Here is a 15,777-nt window from a genome sequence, read left to right as displayed (position 1 = left end):
CCGCTACCATCCCCCCGAACGTCCCCCACAGTCACGCGTCGACAGGAGGAAGCCCCATGGCCGGGCCGCATCCAGAGTTCATTCCCCCAGCACGACCGATCATCGGCGAGGCCGAGATCGAGGCGGCTGTCCGGGTGCTGCGGAGCGGCCGGGTCGTGCAGGGCCCCGAGGTCGCCGGGTTCGAGGAGGAGTTCGGCGACCTGGTCGCCGGCCGGCACTGCGTCGCCGTCAACTCCGGCACGTCCGCGCTCCAGCTCACCCTGATGGCGCTCGGCTTCGGCCCGGGTGACGAGGTCATCGTGCCCTCGTTCTCGTTCGCCGCCAGCGGCAACGCGGTCCGGCTGGTCGGCGCCGAGCCGGTCTTCGTGGACATCGAGCCGGGCACCTTCTGCGTCGACCCGGAGGCGGTCGCCGCCGCGATCACCCCGAAGACGGTCGGCATCATGCCGGTGCACCTCTACGGCCACCCCGCCGCGATGGACCGGATCATGGCGATCGCGCAGCAGCACGGCCTGGCCGTCGTCGAGGACGCCGCCCAGGCGCACGGCGCCGAGCTGAACGGCACCCCGGTCGGCGCGTTCGGCACCGCCGGCTGCTTCAGCTTCTACCCGACCAAGAACATGCACTCCCTCGAGGGCGGCATGATCACCACCGCCGACGCCGGGCTCGCCCGCACGCTGCGACTGCTGCGCAACCAGGGCATGGAGCAGCGGTACGCCAACGAGATCGTCGGCGCCAACATGCGGATGACCGACGTGGCCGCCGCCATCGGCCGGGTGCAGCTCGGCCAGCTCGCCGGGTGGACCGAGCAGCGCCGCGCGAACGCCAAGTTCCTCGACTCCGCGATCACCGGCATGGTCACCCCGCCGGTCGCCGACGGCGCGAAGCACGTCTACCACCAGTACACGGTGCGGGTGACCGGCGACCGCGACGCCGCCCAGGCCCGCCTCACCGAGCTGGGCATCGGCAACGCGGTCTACTACCCGACCCCGATCCACCGGCTCAAGCCCTACCTGAACGCCGACGGCCAGCCCGGCCCGTGGGAGCTGCCGGAGACCGAGCGGGCCGCCGCCGAGGTGGTGTCGCTGCCGGTGCACCCGTCGCTGAGCCAGGCCGAGCTGGAGCGGATCGCCGACGCCGCGAACCTCGCGGGCGGTGCCCGATGAGCGGGGGGCGCAAGCTGCGCGCCGGGCTGATCGGCCTCGGCGCCATGGGGCGCAACCACGCCCGGGTGCTGTCCAACCTGGACGGCGTCGAGCTGGTCGGCATCGTCGACCCGGCCGGTGACACGACCGGCACGCTGCGCGCGCCGGTCGTGGCCGAGCTGAGCGACCTGCTGGCGCTGGGCGTCGACTACGCGGTGGTCGCCTGCCCGACCGCGCTGCACGAGTCGATCGGTCTGGAGCTGGCCGCCAACGGCGTCTGCGCGCTGATCGAGAAGCCGCTCGCGCAGTCCGTCGAGGCGGCCACCAAGCTGGTCGACGCGTTCGAGACGGCCGGCCTGGTCGCCGGCGTCGGCCACATCGAGCGCTACAACCCGGCGTTGCAGAGCCTGCGTACCCGGCTGGAGGCCGGCGAGCTGGGCGAGGTCTTCCAGGTGGTCACCCGCCGCCAGGGCCCGTTCCCGCACCGCATCGCCGACGTCGGCGTGGTGATGGACCTGGCCACCCACGACATCGACCTGACCGCCTGGGTGACCGGCCAGGAATACACCTCGGTCGCCGCCCGCACGGTCTCCCGCAGCGGCCGGCTGCACGAGGACATGGTCGCCGTGGTCGGCTCGCTCGCCGACGGCACCATGGTCAACCACCTGGTCAACTGGCTGAGCCCGCTGAAGGAGCGGTCCACCGTGGTCACCGGCGACAAGGGCTGCTTCGTCGCCGACACGCTCACCGCGGACCTCACCTTCTACGCCAACGCCGCGATCGACACCGAGTGGGAGGCGCTGCGCGCGTTCCGCGGGGTGGCCGAGGGCGACATGGTCCGCTACGCCATCCCGAAGCGGGAGCCGCTGCTGGTCGAGCACGAGCGCTTCCGCGACGCGGTGGAGGGCAAGCAGAGCGACATCGTCACCCTGCGACAGGGTCTGCGTACCGTGCAGGTGGCGGCGGCGCTGCTGGAGTCCGCGTCCGACGGCAAGGTCGTGTCGGTCGTGCCGAGCGGCAGCGACGCGGAGCCGGCGCTGCGATGAGCCCGGCGCCGGTGCGGCGGACGGTCTCGGCGGTACGGCGGCGGATTCCCCGGCGGTGGCGCATCGCGCTCCGCCGGGCCGCCGCCGGCACGCGGCCCTTCCAGGCCCCGTCGGTACGCGAACTGTGTGAGCTGCCCACCGGCACGCCACTCCTGGTGCACGCCGGCGGGATCACCGCGGACCGGGCGTTGGACGGGGTGGTCCGTGCCCTCGACCGGTTGCCCGAGATCCACCTCGCGCTGGTCTGCGACGAGGCGGAGCGGGCGGCGGCCCAGGAGCTGATCGGCCGCGCCGGCAAGGCCCGCCGCCGGATCCACCAGGTGCCGCGCCCACGCGCGGTGACCGCCGCGTTCCTCGCCTCGGCGGACCTGGCCGTGTTCGGCTTCGACCCGGACGCCGGCCTGGCGCTGCTCGACACCTACCTCGCCGCCGGGCTGCGGATCGTCGCGGCGGACAGCCGGGTGGTCCGCGAGCACCTGGCCCGGCACGGGACCGGCGACGTCTTCGCGCCCGGCTCGCTGCCCTCCTTCGCGAAGGCGGTGCAGCGCGCCGGGCAGCCCGGCGACGGGTCACCGGCACCGGGCGGGCCGGCGGTCCCGCCGATCGAGGCCGGCACGCCGGGCCCCTGGCGGGCGCTCGGCGCCGGTCCGGTCCGGTTGGGGCTGGGCACCGCCAACTACGCCGGGCAGCTCTCCGCCCTGGCGGTGGCGATCACCGCCGCCCGCGCCGACGTCGGCGTCGAGCTGGTGATGGCCAAGCCGCCGGAGACCTACCGCTACCCGGCCGACCGGTACCTCAACTACCCGGGCGAACACCGGCTCGACGTGCAGGCGGAGCAGGCCCGCCGGGTGCTCGGCTGGTACACGCACCTGATCGTGGACGCGTTCCGCCCGGTGCTCGGCCGGGCCAACGGCGACGACATCGCCGCCGACCTGCCCGCGCTGCGCCGGGCCCGGCTCAAGGTCGCGCTGCTGGCGCACGGCAGCGAGATCCGCCATCCGGGCGCGCACCTGGAACGGCATGCCGAGTCCGCGTTCCGGGACGCGGACCCCGAGCTGCGCGAGCGGCTCACCACGGTGGCCGAACGCAACCGGCGCACCGCCGAGGAGAGCGGCCTGCCGTTCTTCGTGACCACCCCCGACCTGCTGGACGACGTGCCGTTCGCCACCTGGGCGCCGCTGATCGTCGACGTGGACGGCTGGGCCTGCGACCGCCCGGTGCTGGAGCGCGCCCGGCCGGTGGTGCTGCACGCGCCGTCGAAGCGGTGGACCAAGGGCACCGACCGGCTCCTGCCCCGGTTGCAGGCGCTGCACGACCGGCGCGTCATCGAGCTGCGCCTGGTGGAGGGCCTGCCGCACGACGAGATGCGTCGCCTGGTGCAGGACTGCGACATCGTGGTCGACCAGCTCGTGATGGGCAGCTACGGCACCTTCTCCTGCGAGGGGATGGCCGCCGGCAAGGTCGTCGTGGCGTACCTCAGCGAGGGCCCGCACCGGGCGGCCGGTGTCCGCCCGCCGATCGCCAACGCCACGCCCGACACGCTGGTCAAGACGATCGAGTCGCTGCTCGACGACCGGCCCGCCGCGGTCGCCCTCGCCGCCGAGGGCGCGCGTTACGTCCGTGACCACCACGACGGGCGACGGACCGCCGAGGTCTTCGACGCCTTCCTCCGATAGCCCCGCCCGTGCCCGCCCCCGTCAACGAGGAGAAGCACCCGATGCAAGCTGGCTCGAACACCGATGCCCGACCGACCCGGGGACGGGTGGTGATGCTGGTCGACAACGGGGTCCACGGCGACTCCCGGGTGCAGAAGGCCGCCCGGTCCGCGGCGGACGCCGGCTGGGAGGTCGTCCTGCTCGGCATCCGCAACGCCCGCTCCGAGGTGGACACCTGGCGGATCGGCGACGCGGAGGTGCGACTGCTGCGCGTGCCCAAGCCGCTGCACCGGCTGCCCCGCGAGTACCGCCGGTCGCTGCGCCGGCCGCTGGCGTACGCGTCGACCAGCCGGGCCGCCTACCGGGTCCAGGAGATCAAGGCCTGGCAGGCCGACCTCTACGAGCGCCGGGTCCGCACCCGGGCGCTCGGCGGTGGGCTGCCCGCCACCGTGGGACGCGCGGCCCAGTTGCCGTCCCGCGCCGCCGCCACGGCGCTGGCCCGCTGGGTGCGGTTCCGCAACGGGGAGACCCACCGGCTGCGCAAGGCCCAGCTCGACCCGGAGGCGCCGCTCACCCGGCTGCCCATCCGGCTCTGGCAGAGCGTGCTGGGCAACCGCGCCTGGCGTCGGCTGGACCCGGGCCTGTGGGACTTCGAGCTGGCGTTCCGGACCGCGATCGACGAGCTGAAGCCGGACATCATCCACGCCAACGACTTCCGGATGCTCGGCATCGGGGCGCGGGCGACGCTGCGGGCCCGCGCCGCCGGCCGGCACACCAAGCTGGTCTGGGACGCCCACGAGTTCGTCGGCGGCATCACCGGCCGGGCCGACAACCCGCGCTGGCTGCCGGCCCAGATCGCCTACACGGCCGAGTACGCCGCCTACCCGGACGCGGTGGTGACGGTCTCCGACACGCTCGCCGACCTGCTCCAGGAGACGCATGCCCTGCCCGAGCGGCCGGCCGTGGTGCTCAACGCGCCGATGGCCCCGCCGGCCGAGGCCGAGGGCGAGGTGCCGGACCTGCGGGCGCTGTGCGGCGTGGACGACCGGACGCCGGTGCTCGTCTACTCCGGCGCGGTGAACCCGAGCCGGGGCTGCCAGATCATGGTGGAGGCGCTGCCGGAACTGCCCGACGTGCACGTCGCGTTCGTGACGATGAACCCGAACGGCGACAACACGTTCTCCGAGCGGTTGCGGGAGCGGGCCGTCGAGCTGGGCGTCGGGGACCGCGTGCACCTGCTGCCGTACGTGGCGCACTGGCAGGTGGTGCCGTTCCTGTCCGGCGCGGACGCCGGGGTCATCCCGATCCACCACAAGCCCAACCACGAGCTGGCGCTGATCACGAAGTTCCTGGAGTACTCGCACGCCCGCCTGCCCATCGTGGTCAGCGACGTGAAGACGATGGCGCAGACCGCGCGGGCCACCGGCCAGGGCGAGGTGTTCACCGCCGAGGACCTCACCGACTACGCGCGGGCCGTGCGGGCCGTGCTGGCCGACCCGCAGCGCTACCGGGCCGCCTACGACAAGCCGGGCCTGCTGGAGGGCTGGACGTGGGAGGCGCAGGCCCGCGTCCTCGACGAGGTCTACACCTCGCTGCGGGGCGCTCCCCGCTCCGGTGGGGCACACCCTCCGGCGTCCCGGCGGTCCGCGGACGAGCAGGAGCTCGCGGGCACCTCGCGCTGACCCGACGAACGAGTTCGGCCGGCTCCCCCGCGGGGGAGCCGGCCGAACTCGTTCCCGCGCCGGTCAGTCCGCGCTGGCCGGCGGCTCCAGCAGCAGCCGGTCGAAGTCCTTCTGGGTGACCGACCAGTCCCAGGTGCTCAGCACGTGCGACGCCGCCGCCCGGCCCGCCTCGCGCCAGACCTCCTCCGACGCGGTGAGCGCCAGGATCCGTTCGGCGGCCTCCTCCGGCGTGCCCACCACCCAGTCGCTCGGGAAGAGCGTCCGGGCGCTGTGCGGGCGGCCGGCGAAGAACGGCCAGTCGCGTACCACCGGCACGGCGCCACTGGCCGCGCCCTCGACGAGCGCGCAGTGGAAGCTCTCCCGCAGCGAGGTGCTGAGGATGACCCCGACGTCGGTGAGCGCGCCCGGCACGTCGTCGGTACGGCCGGCCCGCACCACCGCGCCGGCCGCCTCCAGCTCGGCCAGCTCGGCGTCGAGTTCCCGGACGTACGCCGCGACCGCCGGGCTGAGCTCCGGGTTGAGCGGGTCGCCGACCAGCTTGAGGCGGTACCGATCGTCGCGCCGGCGCAGCTCCCGCAGCACCGCGAGCGCCCAGCGCGGATCCTTGGCCAGCGAACTCAACCCGACCAGCCCGAGCGTGAACCGGCTGTCGGCGGAGACCTTCGGCGCCACGTACCGGTGCAGGTCCATGGCGTTGAAGATCATGTGCGTCCGGGGCCCCTGCGGGTCGCGCAGCCGTGGCACCGCGGCCAGCGCCAGGTCGCGGAGGTGCTCGGAGACGAAGACCACGTCATCCACCCGGGACCAGTCGGTCAGGTGCGGCCACCAGCTGAACGCCTCGAAGCTGTGCAGGCGGACGACCACCCGGGTGGTGCCCGGGTCGATCATCGACAGCATCGCGGCGCCGAGGTTGCACCAGTCCACGAAGACCGTGTCCGCCCAGTCGAGGTGCGGGCCCCACGCCTCCTGGACCTCGCCGGCCCGCTTGGAGGCGCCGGCGAGCATGTGCAGCGCCACGTTCGTGCGGCCGTTGCTGAGCACCGGGAGGATCGACTCCTCCATCAGGTTCAGCCGGCGGACCTCCACCCCGGGCATCGCCTCGTAGCGTTCGAGGATCGGCCCGAGGAAGTTGTCGTTCAGCCCGGTGAAGAAGAGCATCCGGTGCGGCCGGTCGGCCGGCGGGAACGCCGCCGGGTGCTGCCGGCCGCGCGGGGTCGCCATCGCCCGCCCGGCGTCGCTGTTGTGCAGCGGCGCGAGGAACTTCTCCGGGTCCTCGGCCAGCGGCGAGGTGGTGCCGTCGAACTGCACGATCCGGTGGAACATCAGGTTGAAGGCGCGCAGCACGTGCGGCGCGGCCTTGCCCGGGTTGCGCTTCTTGAGGAAGCCGTCGGCGAGCTTGAACTGGCCCCGCACCACGGTCATCAGGTGCTCGGGCACCCGGCCCTGGCTCAGCTCCGCGTCGACGATCGGGCCGAGGAGCTGCCCCCTGGTGGTCGGGCTCTTCAGGCGGCCCTGCGCCGCCAACGCCACCCGCTTCGCGCTGGCGCCGTGCCCGGACTTGAGCATGGTGCCGGTGACCCGCCGGGCGATCTTGCCGCGGTGCCGTTCCGGCAGACCGGGTGCCGTGACGGCCCCCTGCCAGAACCAACGCACCGGGCCGAGCTTCATGGCCCGCTTCCCGGTGCTCAGCTCGAACACCCGCTTCGCCAGGTCGACGGTCTGGCTGCGGGTGGCGCTCGCCAGCACGGCCGGGGCGGGCCCGACGGTCTGGAGCCGGGGACGGCGGTAGCGTGCCGGGTCGGCCGAGCGCTTCTCCACCGCGCGCAGCGCCGGGGCGATGCCGTAGACCGCGTCCGCGCGCCGGTGCCGCTGGGCCAACTGCCAGACCGTGTGCAGCGCCTGCGCGTCCAGCGCGACCAGGACGTCGGCGCGTCGGGCGTGCCGGCGGACCCACGGGTCGCGCTGGGCGCGCAGCCAGGGTCGCCGGGCCGGGTTGGCCCGCTTGACCATCCGGCCGAACCGCGGGCCCAGTTCCTTGGCGGTCGGCAGCAGGTGCAGCTCGGCCAGCTCGGTGGCCGCCGGGATCCGTTCCGCCGGGTCGAACGTGGTGGCCACCCGTACGGTGGCGCCCAGGGCGTGGAACTGCGCCAACGCGTCGGTCAGGACCGCCACCCGCCCGGGGGCGGCGCCCATCACCATCAGGACCTCGATCATGACCTACCTTCTCGGGCCAGGACGCGCGCGCCGGCGGTGGACGCCTGCGGGGCGCCGGTCGACCCGCCACCCGCGAGGACCAGCTCGGTGACCTCGCGGACGGCGGGAATGAGCTGCTCCTCGCGGGCGTACTGCCGGGCCTCGGCGCGGGCCTTCGCCCGCTCCTGCGGACCGGCGGCGCGGGCCATCGCGGCGGCCCGCCGGAACGCGGCGGCCAGCTCGACCGGCTCCAACCCGACCGCGCCGGTCCAGAGCGGGTACGTCGACAGCACGGTGGACGCGTCGTGGTCCGCCTCGTGGGCGGAGACCACCGGCATCCCGGTGGCCATGTACTCGTAGACCTTGCCGGAGGTCATGAACCGGCCACCGGTCACCATCAGCACCACGGCGTCCCACCGGGAGTAGAGGTCCACCACCTCGGCCTTGGGCACCGAGCCACCGACCACCACACCGTCGACGGCGGCGGCCTTGAGCAGCTCGGCGTGGGCGTTGTCACCGCGCGCCCAGGCGGCGCCGATGTGGCCGCGGACCTCGAAGCGGGCGCCGGCCAGTGCCGGGTCCTCCGCGCGCGCCGTCCGCCAGCCCTCCAGCACGGCGGCCAGCAGCGGCACCGGCAGGTTGAGCGCGCCGAGGTAGCCGAAGGTGAGCGGCCGGTCGGCCGGGGCGGGCAGCGTCTCGGCCGGGATGCTGGCCGCGTCGTAGCCGTTGCGTACGACCCGCATCTTGTGCGCCAGCTCCGGATAGCGCTCCCGGTACCAGCGGGAGATCGGCTCGTTGACGTTCCAGATGGCGATGGCGTTGGTGAGCAGCTTGATCTCCCACTGCCCGGAGACCGACTCCCGGGTGAACGCCTCACCGTTGTTGATCACGTCGACGGACCAGCCGTCGCGGAAGTCCACCACGTACGGGACCCGGTGGGTCTCCCACAGCTTCCAGGTGGCGGACAGGTTCACGTACGGGGCGCAGGTGGTGACCAGCAGGTCCACCGGCCGCTCCCGGTGGATCTGGAGCAGCGCCTTCTCCAGCGCGGGGCGCCAGCCGCCGAAGACCGGCTCCGGGAAGACCTTCAGGTTCTGCTTGCGCAGGTCGGCCAGGTAGTCCTTGTGCGCCAGCGCGCGCTGCTCGGTGAACGACCGGATGTCGGTCTCCAGGTCGTCGCGGAACAGCGGCAGCTTCACCACCCGGACGCTGGGGTCCACCCCCTGGGAGAGCGTGTGGTCCAGCCCGTACTCGCGCTCCCAGGCCTCGTCCGCGATGGTGACCGCGGTCACGTCCCAGCCCGCCGCGGCGAACTGGTTCGCGGTCTCCCGCATCCGGTAGGCACAGCTCTTGGCCGCCGGTGGGAAGCCGATGGCGAGGTAGATCATGTGCGGTCGGGACCCGGACCGTCGCGGCCGGGGGAGCTTCAACGAGTCCCAGAGAGTTCGCCCGTTGTTCATCGATTCCGATCCTGGGAGGGTGGGGGAGAGCGGAACGGCCCTCGGACAGCCTGCGGACCCTACAATAACGCCGTCCCGCGCGCCGGACGTGCCACCGAGGGGTGGGGGTCGCCGCTTTCGTAGACTGCTGGGCCATGACCTCGCCCGCGCCCGACACCCGCGATCGTGAGCCCGTCCCCGCCGGGGACGCCCAGGAGGCGGGGGCCGACACCCCCGGTCCGGGACCCGAGGCCGAGGGGCGTCCGGGCCGCCGGCGGTGGTCCCGGGTCGACGCGGTGGTCGCGCTGGTGTTCCTGGCCGGCGCGTTCTGGGTCACCGCCCGGGGTTGGCGCGACCCCGGCGGGCGACTGCTCGGCAGCCGCCCCAACGACCAGGGCTTCAACGAGTGGATGCTGGCGTACGCGGCGCACGCGGTCAGCCACCTGGAGAACCCGTTCTTCACCACGCTCCAGAACGCCCCGACCGGGGTCAACCTGATGACCAACGTCGGGCTCCAACTTCCCGGGCTGGTGCTCGCCCCGGTCACCCTGCTCTTCGGCGCGTCCTTCTCCTACCTGCTGTTCATCACGCTGAACCTGGCCGGCACCGGATACGCCTGGTACCACGTGCTCTCCCGGCACCTGGTCGACTCCCGGGCCGCCGCGTTCGTCGGCGGGCTGTTCTGCGCCTTCGCCCCGGCGCTGGTCTCGCACAGCAACGGCCACCCGCACATCACCGCGCAGTGGCTGGTGCCGTTCATCGTCTGGCGGGTGGTCGCGCTGTCCCGGGGCGGGCACGTGGTCCGCGACGGCCTGGTGCTGGGCGGGCTGGTGGTGGCCCAGTTCTTCGTGAGCCTGGAGATCCTCTTCCTCACCGCGCTCGGCTGCCTGATGCTGGTCCTGGCCTACCTGGCGGTCCGACCCCGCGACGCGGTGCGCCGCTGGCGCCCGATGCTGCCGGGGCTGGCGATCACCGCCGTGCTGGTGGGGGCCGCGGCGGCGTACCCGCTCTGGATGCAGTTCGCCGGGCCACAGCACCGGGTGGGCCACCCGGGCACCCCGGACATCTACGCCCTCAAGCTCGGCTCGTACGTCAGGTTCGCCACCCAGTCGGTGGCCGGCGGGCCGACCAGCGCGGTCGGCTGGGCGCCGAACACCACCGAGCAGGCCAGCTTCTACGGCTGGTCGCTGCTGGTGCTCGCGGCCGGCGCGCTGTGGTGGCTGCGGCGGGACGTCACCGCCCGGGTGCTCGGCGTCGTCGGCCTGGTCTCGGCGCTGTTCTCGATCGGCACCACCTGGACGTCCGGCACCCGCCGCACCGACATCCCGGCGCCGTTCGCGCTGGTGCAGGACCTGCCCGTGTTCGACTCCGTGGTGGTGGCCCGGTTCGCGCTGATCACCACCGTGGCGCTCGGCGTCCTGCTGGCCGTGGCCGGCGACCGGCTCGCCGCCCGGCGGGACGAGCCGTCCGGGCGACTGGCCGCCCGGGTCGGGGCCGTCGCGGTGGCCGCCGCGCTGCTGCCGGTGCTGCCGGTGCCGCTGGAGGCGCGGGGCCGGACGCCGGTGCCGGAGTTCGTCACCGGCGGCGCCTGGCGCGACCACGTCGCACCCGGCCGCACCCTGGTGCCCGTGCCGGTCAACGGCATGACGTCGCTGTACTGGAGTTCCGCCGCGGTGGCCGGCTTCGCGGTGCCCGAGGGCTACTTCCTCGGGCCGGTCTCCGCCACCGACGCGACCGGGCGGTGGGGCGTCGACCCGCAGCCCACCGCCAAGCTGCTCACCGCCGTGTCCCGGGGCGAACGGGACACCGCGGTCGGACCGGCCGACATCGCCCAGGCCCGCGCCGACGTGCGGTACTGGAAGGCCGACGCGGTGGCGCTGCCGGACCGGGGGGCCCGCCGCCACGACGACCTGAAGGTCGTGCTCGACGCGCTGTACGGCCCCGGCCGGCGGGTCGACGACGTGTGGCTCTGGGACGTCCGGCCGTTCACCCGCTGACCGTCCGCCCGGCGGCGGCGGTCAGGGCGACTTCGTCCAGATCAGCAGCAGGTAGCCGCCGAAGTAGGTGGAGAACGCGACGAGCGTCACCAGCACCGTGGCGGCCTTGGCCCGACCGGCCCGGGCCAGGCCCACGGCCGCCGGCAGCAGCAGCGGGAACGCCGGCAGCAGGAACCGCGCCTTGGAGTGGTAGTAGCCGGCCGCGCCGAGCGTGGTCACCAGCAGCAGGCCGCTGTAGAGCAGCAGTTGCCAGGGCTGCCGGTCGAGCACGCTCAGCACGAAGAACATCAGCGACACCAACGCCACCACGGTCACCACCAGCAGCGGCAGCGCGGCCACCTGCACCAGCGCCTGCTGCCCCCGGTCGACGGTGTAGACGCCGAAGTCGAACGAGGTGCCCCAGCCGGCCGACTGGATGTGGAACCAGCCGTCCGGCCGCCCGGTCCGCGCCCCCACCCAGGCCAGGTACGCCAGCCAGCCAGCCGGCGGGCGCGAGCAGCAGCGCCGCGTACGGCCGCCAGCCGTCCCGCCGCCGGGCCACCGCGAGCAGCGCGGCCAGCCCGACCACCGGGATCAGGGACGAGGCGGTCGGCCGGGTCAGGCCGGCGAACAGGCAGACCACCCCGGCGGTGACCCAGCGCCGGCGCAGCAGCGCGTACAGCGTCCACGCGGCGAGCGCGGTGAACAGGCTCTCGCTGTAGCCCATCGACTCCACCACGGCGTGCGGCATCGCCGCCCAGAGCGCGGCGAGCAGCACGCCGGTACGCCGGTCGTGCAGGTACGCGCCGATCGCGAACAGCCCCCACGCGGCGGCCAACCCGGCCAGCCACGCCACCAGCAGGGCCGACTCGCGTGGGCTGAGCGGGGAGAGCCGGTCCAGGCCCGCGGACAGGCCCGGGTAGAGCGGGAAGAAGGCCATGTTGCTCTGCGCCTTCTCGTACCCGTCGTACCCGTGCCGCGCGATGGCGAGGTACCAGCCGCCGTCGGCCCGGGTGAGCTGCTCGACCGGGTTGCTCCCCACGTTGCCGGCCCAGACCCAGACGGTCACCAGCCCGATCAGACGGATCACGGCGTAGACCGCCAGCGCGGGCAGCGCGGCGCGGGCGGCGTGGCGCAGCCGCCCGGCGGGCGTGGGCCGGGGCGGGTCGGGCGCTGCCGACGCCGGGCGGCTCGGTTCCTCGGTCGTCACCACGTCCATTGTCTGATCCATCCGCGCTGACCTGGAGTGATCCGGCGGCACGCGGGCCGCGGGCGGGCGGCCTACCGCCGGCCCGGCGACGACCCGGGGCGAGCGCCGGTCGTTGAACAGCATGGAGGGTAGCAATCGGCGCGACAGGTCACGGACCGCCGACGGCGGCGGGCGTGGCGGCCGGAACCGTTGTCGTAGACTCGCTCGGGTCCGCGGGCGCGGTGCTGGCGACGACGAAACGGGCAGGGATGGGATCTGACGGCACGACCGCAGCGGCGGGCCCCCGGGGACGGGTGGTCATGCTGGTGGACAACGGGGTCATCGGGGACTCCCGGGTGCAGAAGGCGGCGCGGTCCGCCGCCGACGCCGGCTGGGACGTCGTCCTGCTCGGGCGCGCGCCGGTGGGCCAGCCGCAGAGCTGGCGGCTCGGCGCCGCCGAGGTGCGCCTGATCCCCATGGCCGAGCCGCTGTCCCGTCGCCGGCACGAGTTCCGCCGCGCCTGGCTGCGGCATCCGCTGGCGTACCCGCCGAGCGGCCTCGCCGCGCACCGCACCCAGACGGTCCGGGCGTGGCGCGCGGACCTGGCCGTCCGCCGGGCGGCGCTGACCACCGCGGCCCGCGACTCCGGCGCCGGCCGCCCCGGCGGGCTGCCCTGGGCCACGCTGCGCGCCGAGGAGAAGCTGGCCGGCCTGACCCGCCGGTGGGTCGGGTTCCGCAACCGCCAGCTCACCCGCGCCCGCAAGGGTCGCAAGCTGGACGGCCCCTGGGACCGCGCCTACACCGCGTTCTGGCGGAAGCTGCGCGGCGACGGCGCGTGGCGCCGGCTGGAGCCCGGCCTGTGGGACTACGAGCTGGCCTACGGCCCGGTCGTCGACGAACTGGCACCGGACCTGATCCACGCCAACGACTTCCGGATGCTCGGCGTCGGGGCCCGCGCGAAGATCCGGGCCGCCGCCCGGGGCCGGCGGATCGCGCTGCTGTGGGACGCCCACGAATACCTCCCCGGTGTGCAGCCGTGGCGGGACAACGCCCGCTGGCTGCCCGGCAACGTGGCGCACGAGCGGGAGTACGTGCCGTACGCGGACGCCACCACCACCGTCTCCGGCGGCCTGGCCGACCTGCTGCGCGACGAGCACGGGCTGGCCGAGCGCCCGGCCGTCGTGCTCAACGCGCCCGCGGTCGACGAGCTGCCGGCCGACCCGACCGGGCCGGCACCGGACATCCGCGCCCGCTGCGGGCTCGGGCCGGAGACGCCGCTGCTGGTCTACAGCGGGGTGGCCGCCGCCAAGCGGGGGCTGGGCGTGCTGGTCGAGGCGCTGCCCCGGCTGCCCGGCGCGCACGTCGCCCTGGTGGTCAACAAGCCCACCTCGGCGTACGTCCGGGGCCTGGTCACCCGCGCCGACGAGCTGGGCGTGGCGGACCGGTTGCACGTGCTGCCGTACGTGCCGCACCACCAGGTGGTCCGGTTCCTGGCCGGCGCGCAGGTCGGCGTCATCCCGATCCAGCACTGGCCGAACCACGAGATCGCGCTGATCACCAAGTTCTTCGAGTATTCACACGCCGGCCTGCCGCTTGTCGTCTCCGACGTGCGGACCATGGCCGAGACTGTCCGGGAGACCGGCCAGGGCGAGGTGTTCCGCGCCGAGGACGTGGCCGACTTCGTCCGGGCGGTCACCGCGGTGCTCGCCGATCCGGCGCGGTACCGCGCCGCGTACGACCGGCCGGGCCTGCTGGCCGGCTGGACCTGGGAGGCGCAGGCGCGGGTGCTCGACGACGTCTACACCCGGCTGCTGCCCGACGCGCCAGCCCGACCGGTCACGCCGGTCGCGGCACCGGCGCCCGCGTCGGTGGAGGTGGGCGCATGAGCCGGCCGGACGTGACAGTGGTGGTGGCCGTCTACAACACCATGCCCTACCTGACCGCCTGCCTGGACTCGCTGGTCGGCCAGACCATCGGCCGCGACCGGCTGGAGGTCGTCGCGGTCGACGACGGCTCCACCGACGGCAGCGGCGCCGAGCTGGACCGCTACGCCGCGCGCTACCCGGAGACGGTCCGGGTGCTGCACCAGGCCAACTCCGGTGGCCCGGCGGCACCGAGCAACCTGGCCCTGGACCACGCCCGGGGCCGCTACGTCTTCTTCGTCGGCTCCGACGACCACCTCGGGCCGGAGGCGCTGGAGCGCCTGGTCGCCGCCGCCGACCGGTGGGACTCCGACGTGGTGCTCGGCCGGATGGTCGGCACCAACAAGCGGTACGTGCACCAGGCGGCGTACGCCTGCACCGCGGAGCGGCTCGACCTGTTCGACAGCGCGCTGCCCTGGTCGCTGTCGAACACGAAGCTGTTCCGCCGGGACCTCGTCGAGCAGCACGGGCTGCGGTTCCGCACCGACATGCCGATGGGCAGCGACCAGCCGTTCACGCTGGAGGCGTGCTTCCGGGCGAAGAAGATCTCGGTCCTCGGCGACTACGACTACTACTTCGCCGTCAAGCGGGACAACGCCCAGAACATCACCTACGCCAGCCGCTTCGAGGAGCGTCTGCGCTGCGCCGAGGAGCTGGTCGCGTTCGTGGCCGGCCTGATCGGGCCCGGCCCGAAGCGGGACGCGGTGCTGGTGCGCCACTTCAGCTGGGAGGTGGCGAAGCTGCTCCGCGAGGAGTTCCTCACCCTCTCCCCGGACGTGCAGCAGCACGTCCACGACCGGGTCCGCAAGCTGGCCGAGGCGTACCTCACCGAGGGTGTGCTCGCCCGGATGGCGCCCGAGGAGCGGTTGCGGCTGGCCGTGGCGCGTGACGGCGGGCTGGAGCCGCTGCGTGAGCTGATCGGGCAGCAGGCCGACAAGACGCTGCCCGAGGTCACCGTCGACGACGGTCGCTGGTACGCCCACCACGTCGGGTTCCGCGACCCCGCGTTCGGCTACCCGGACGACTGGTACGACGTCACCGACCGGGCCGCCGCGCAACTGGCGAAGCTGACCGCGACCGGGCTGGCCTGGGGGCGGGACGCCGCCGGCGCGCGGGCCCTGGTGGTCACCGCCCGGAGCCGGTGGGCCGAGCTGGCCGAGCTGAGCGCCGAGGCGCTGAAGGTCAGCGTGGGCGATCTCACGGGTGCCACGTCGGTGACGCCGGACGGGCCCGGTACCGTCGTACGGACCGACTTCGCGGTGGACCGGCTGTTGGCGGTCGTCGCGCCGAAGGGGGAGCGGCGGACGGTGCGCGCGGAGGTGTCCGCGCTGGGCGGGGCCGGCTCGGCGCCGATGCGCACCGACCGACCCGTCACCGCGCCCAAGCTGCTGGCCCGCCACGGCGCCCGGCTGCACCTCGTCACACCCGCCACGAACCACAAGGGCCACGTGATCGTCGCGATCACGCCGGTGACCCCCGGTCGGTTCCTTGCCCGCCTGCGCCGCATCTGGCCCTCTGGAGGAAAGTAGT

At 74.2% G+C, this 15,777-nt stretch carries 10 protein-coding genes; 7 read left to right on the top strand and 3 right to left on the bottom strand.

Annotated features, from left to right (window positions below):
- The first annotated feature begins 56 nt into the window (after positions 1–56).
- From VKK44_RS18585 to VKK44_RS18570, 4 genes are read left to right on the top strand one after another with little or no spacing between them, the layout of a single operon-like run.
- Positions 57–1,166: a DegT/DnrJ/EryC1/StrS family aminotransferase gene (locus VKK44_RS18585; RefSeq protein ID WP_343442374.1), complete on the top strand. Its 1,110-nt coding sequence runs from the start codon at positions 57–59 to the stop codon at positions 1,164–1,166.
- Positions 1,163–2,191 (top strand): Gfo/Idh/MocA family protein, encoded by a 1,029-nt coding sequence (locus VKK44_RS18580; protein ID WP_343442373.1) that lies wholly within the window; start codon positions 1,163–1,165, stop codon positions 2,189–2,191. The genes VKK44_RS18585 and VKK44_RS18580 overlap by 4 nt, the downstream gene beginning before the upstream one ends.
- On the top strand, positions 2,188–3,867 hold the full coding sequence (locus VKK44_RS18575; protein ID WP_343442372.1) for a glycosyl transferase family 1: 1,680 nt from the start codon (positions 2,188–2,190) through the stop codon (positions 3,865–3,867). Before VKK44_RS18580 ends, VKK44_RS18575 begins: the two co-directional genes overlap by 4 nt.
- Before the next feature lie 41 nt (positions 3,868–3,908).
- Positions 3,909–5,528: a glycosyltransferase family 4 protein gene (locus tag VKK44_RS18570; protein ID WP_343442371.1), complete on the top strand. Its 1,620-nt coding sequence runs from the start codon at positions 3,909–3,911 to the stop codon at positions 5,526–5,528.
- A gap of 63 nt (positions 5,529–5,591) precedes the next feature.
- On the opposite strand, the gene VKK44_RS18565 is transcribed toward VKK44_RS18570, so the two are convergent.
- Positions 5,592–7,742, bottom strand: coding sequence for a glycosyltransferase (locus VKK44_RS18565; RefSeq protein WP_343442370.1), 2,151 nt, complete (start codon positions 7,740–7,742; stop codon positions 5,592–5,594).
- Positions 7,739–9,109, bottom strand: coding sequence for a glycosyltransferase family protein (locus VKK44_RS18560; protein WP_343442369.1), 1,371 nt, complete (start codon positions 9,107–9,109; stop codon positions 7,739–7,741). The genes VKK44_RS18565 and VKK44_RS18560 overlap by 4 nt, the downstream gene beginning before the upstream one ends.
- Positions 9,110–9,315: 206 nt before the next feature.
- On the opposite strand from VKK44_RS18560, the gene VKK44_RS18555 reads away from it, so the two are divergent.
- A complete protein-coding gene (locus tag VKK44_RS18555) occupies positions 9,316–11,157 on the top strand; it encodes a hypothetical protein (RefSeq protein WP_343442368.1) in 1,842 nt (613 codons plus the stop codon).
- A 21-nt stretch (positions 11,158–11,178) separates the two neighbouring features.
- Here VKK44_RS18555 and VKK44_RS18550 read toward each other — a convergent pair whose 3' ends face one another.
- Complete coding sequence (locus tag VKK44_RS18550; protein ID WP_343442367.1) at positions 11,179–11,613, bottom strand: hypothetical protein; 435 nt, start codon at positions 11,611–11,613, stop codon at positions 11,179–11,181.
- A gap of 1,032 nt (positions 11,614–12,645) precedes the next feature.
- Here VKK44_RS18550 and VKK44_RS18545 point away from each other — a divergent pair.
- A complete protein-coding gene (locus tag VKK44_RS18545; RefSeq protein ID WP_343442366.1) occupies positions 12,646–14,211 on the top strand; it encodes a glycosyltransferase family 4 protein in 1,566 nt (521 codons plus the stop codon).
- Positions 14,208–15,776, top strand: a complete 1,569-nt coding sequence (locus VKK44_RS18540) for a glycosyltransferase (RefSeq protein WP_343442365.1) — start codon at positions 14,208–14,210, stop codon at positions 15,774–15,776. The genes VKK44_RS18545 and VKK44_RS18540 overlap by 4 nt, the downstream gene beginning before the upstream one ends.
- Position 15,777 lies beyond the last annotated feature (1 nt).

Origin of the sequence: Micromonospora sp. DSM 45708, from assembly GCF_039566955.1 — a bacterium.
Taxonomy (GTDB): domain Bacteria; phylum Actinomycetota; class Actinomycetes; order Mycobacteriales; family Micromonosporaceae; genus Micromonospora.
Note: the sequence above shows the minus strand (reverse complement) of the source record. Positions and strands in the feature narration are given on the sequence as shown.

Coding starts and splice junctions, on each gene's coding strand:
- VKK44_RS18580 (WP_343442373.1), top strand. CDS start 1,163: ATGAGCGGGGGGCGCAAGCTGCGCGCCGGGCTGATCGGCCTCGGCGCC.
- VKK44_RS18570 (WP_343442371.1), top strand. CDS start 3,909: ATGCAAGCTGGCTCGAACACCGATGCCCGACCGACCCGGGGACGGGTG.
- VKK44_RS18585 (WP_343442374.1), top strand. CDS start 57: ATGGCCGGGCCGCATCCAGAGTTCATTCCCCCAGCACGACCGATCATC.
- VKK44_RS18575 (WP_343442372.1), top strand. CDS start 2,188: ATGAGCCCGGCGCCGGTGCGGCGGACGGTCTCGGCGGTACGGCGGCGG.
- VKK44_RS18560 (WP_343442369.1), bottom strand. CDS start 9,109: ATGATCTACCTCGCCATCGGCTTCCCACCGGCGGCCAAGAGCTGTGCC.
- VKK44_RS18545 (WP_343442366.1), top strand. CDS start 12,646: ATGCTGGTGGACAACGGGGTCATCGGGGACTCCCGGGTGCAGAAGGCG.
- VKK44_RS18540 (WP_343442365.1), top strand. CDS start 14,208: ATGAGCCGGCCGGACGTGACAGTGGTGGTGGCCGTCTACAACACCATG.
- VKK44_RS18565 (WP_343442370.1), bottom strand. CDS start 7,742: ATGATCGAGGTCCTGATGGTGATGGGCGCCGCCCCCGGGCGGGTGGCG.
- VKK44_RS18555 (WP_343442368.1), top strand. CDS start 9,316: ATGACCTCGCCCGCGCCCGACACCCGCGATCGTGAGCCCGTCCCCGCC.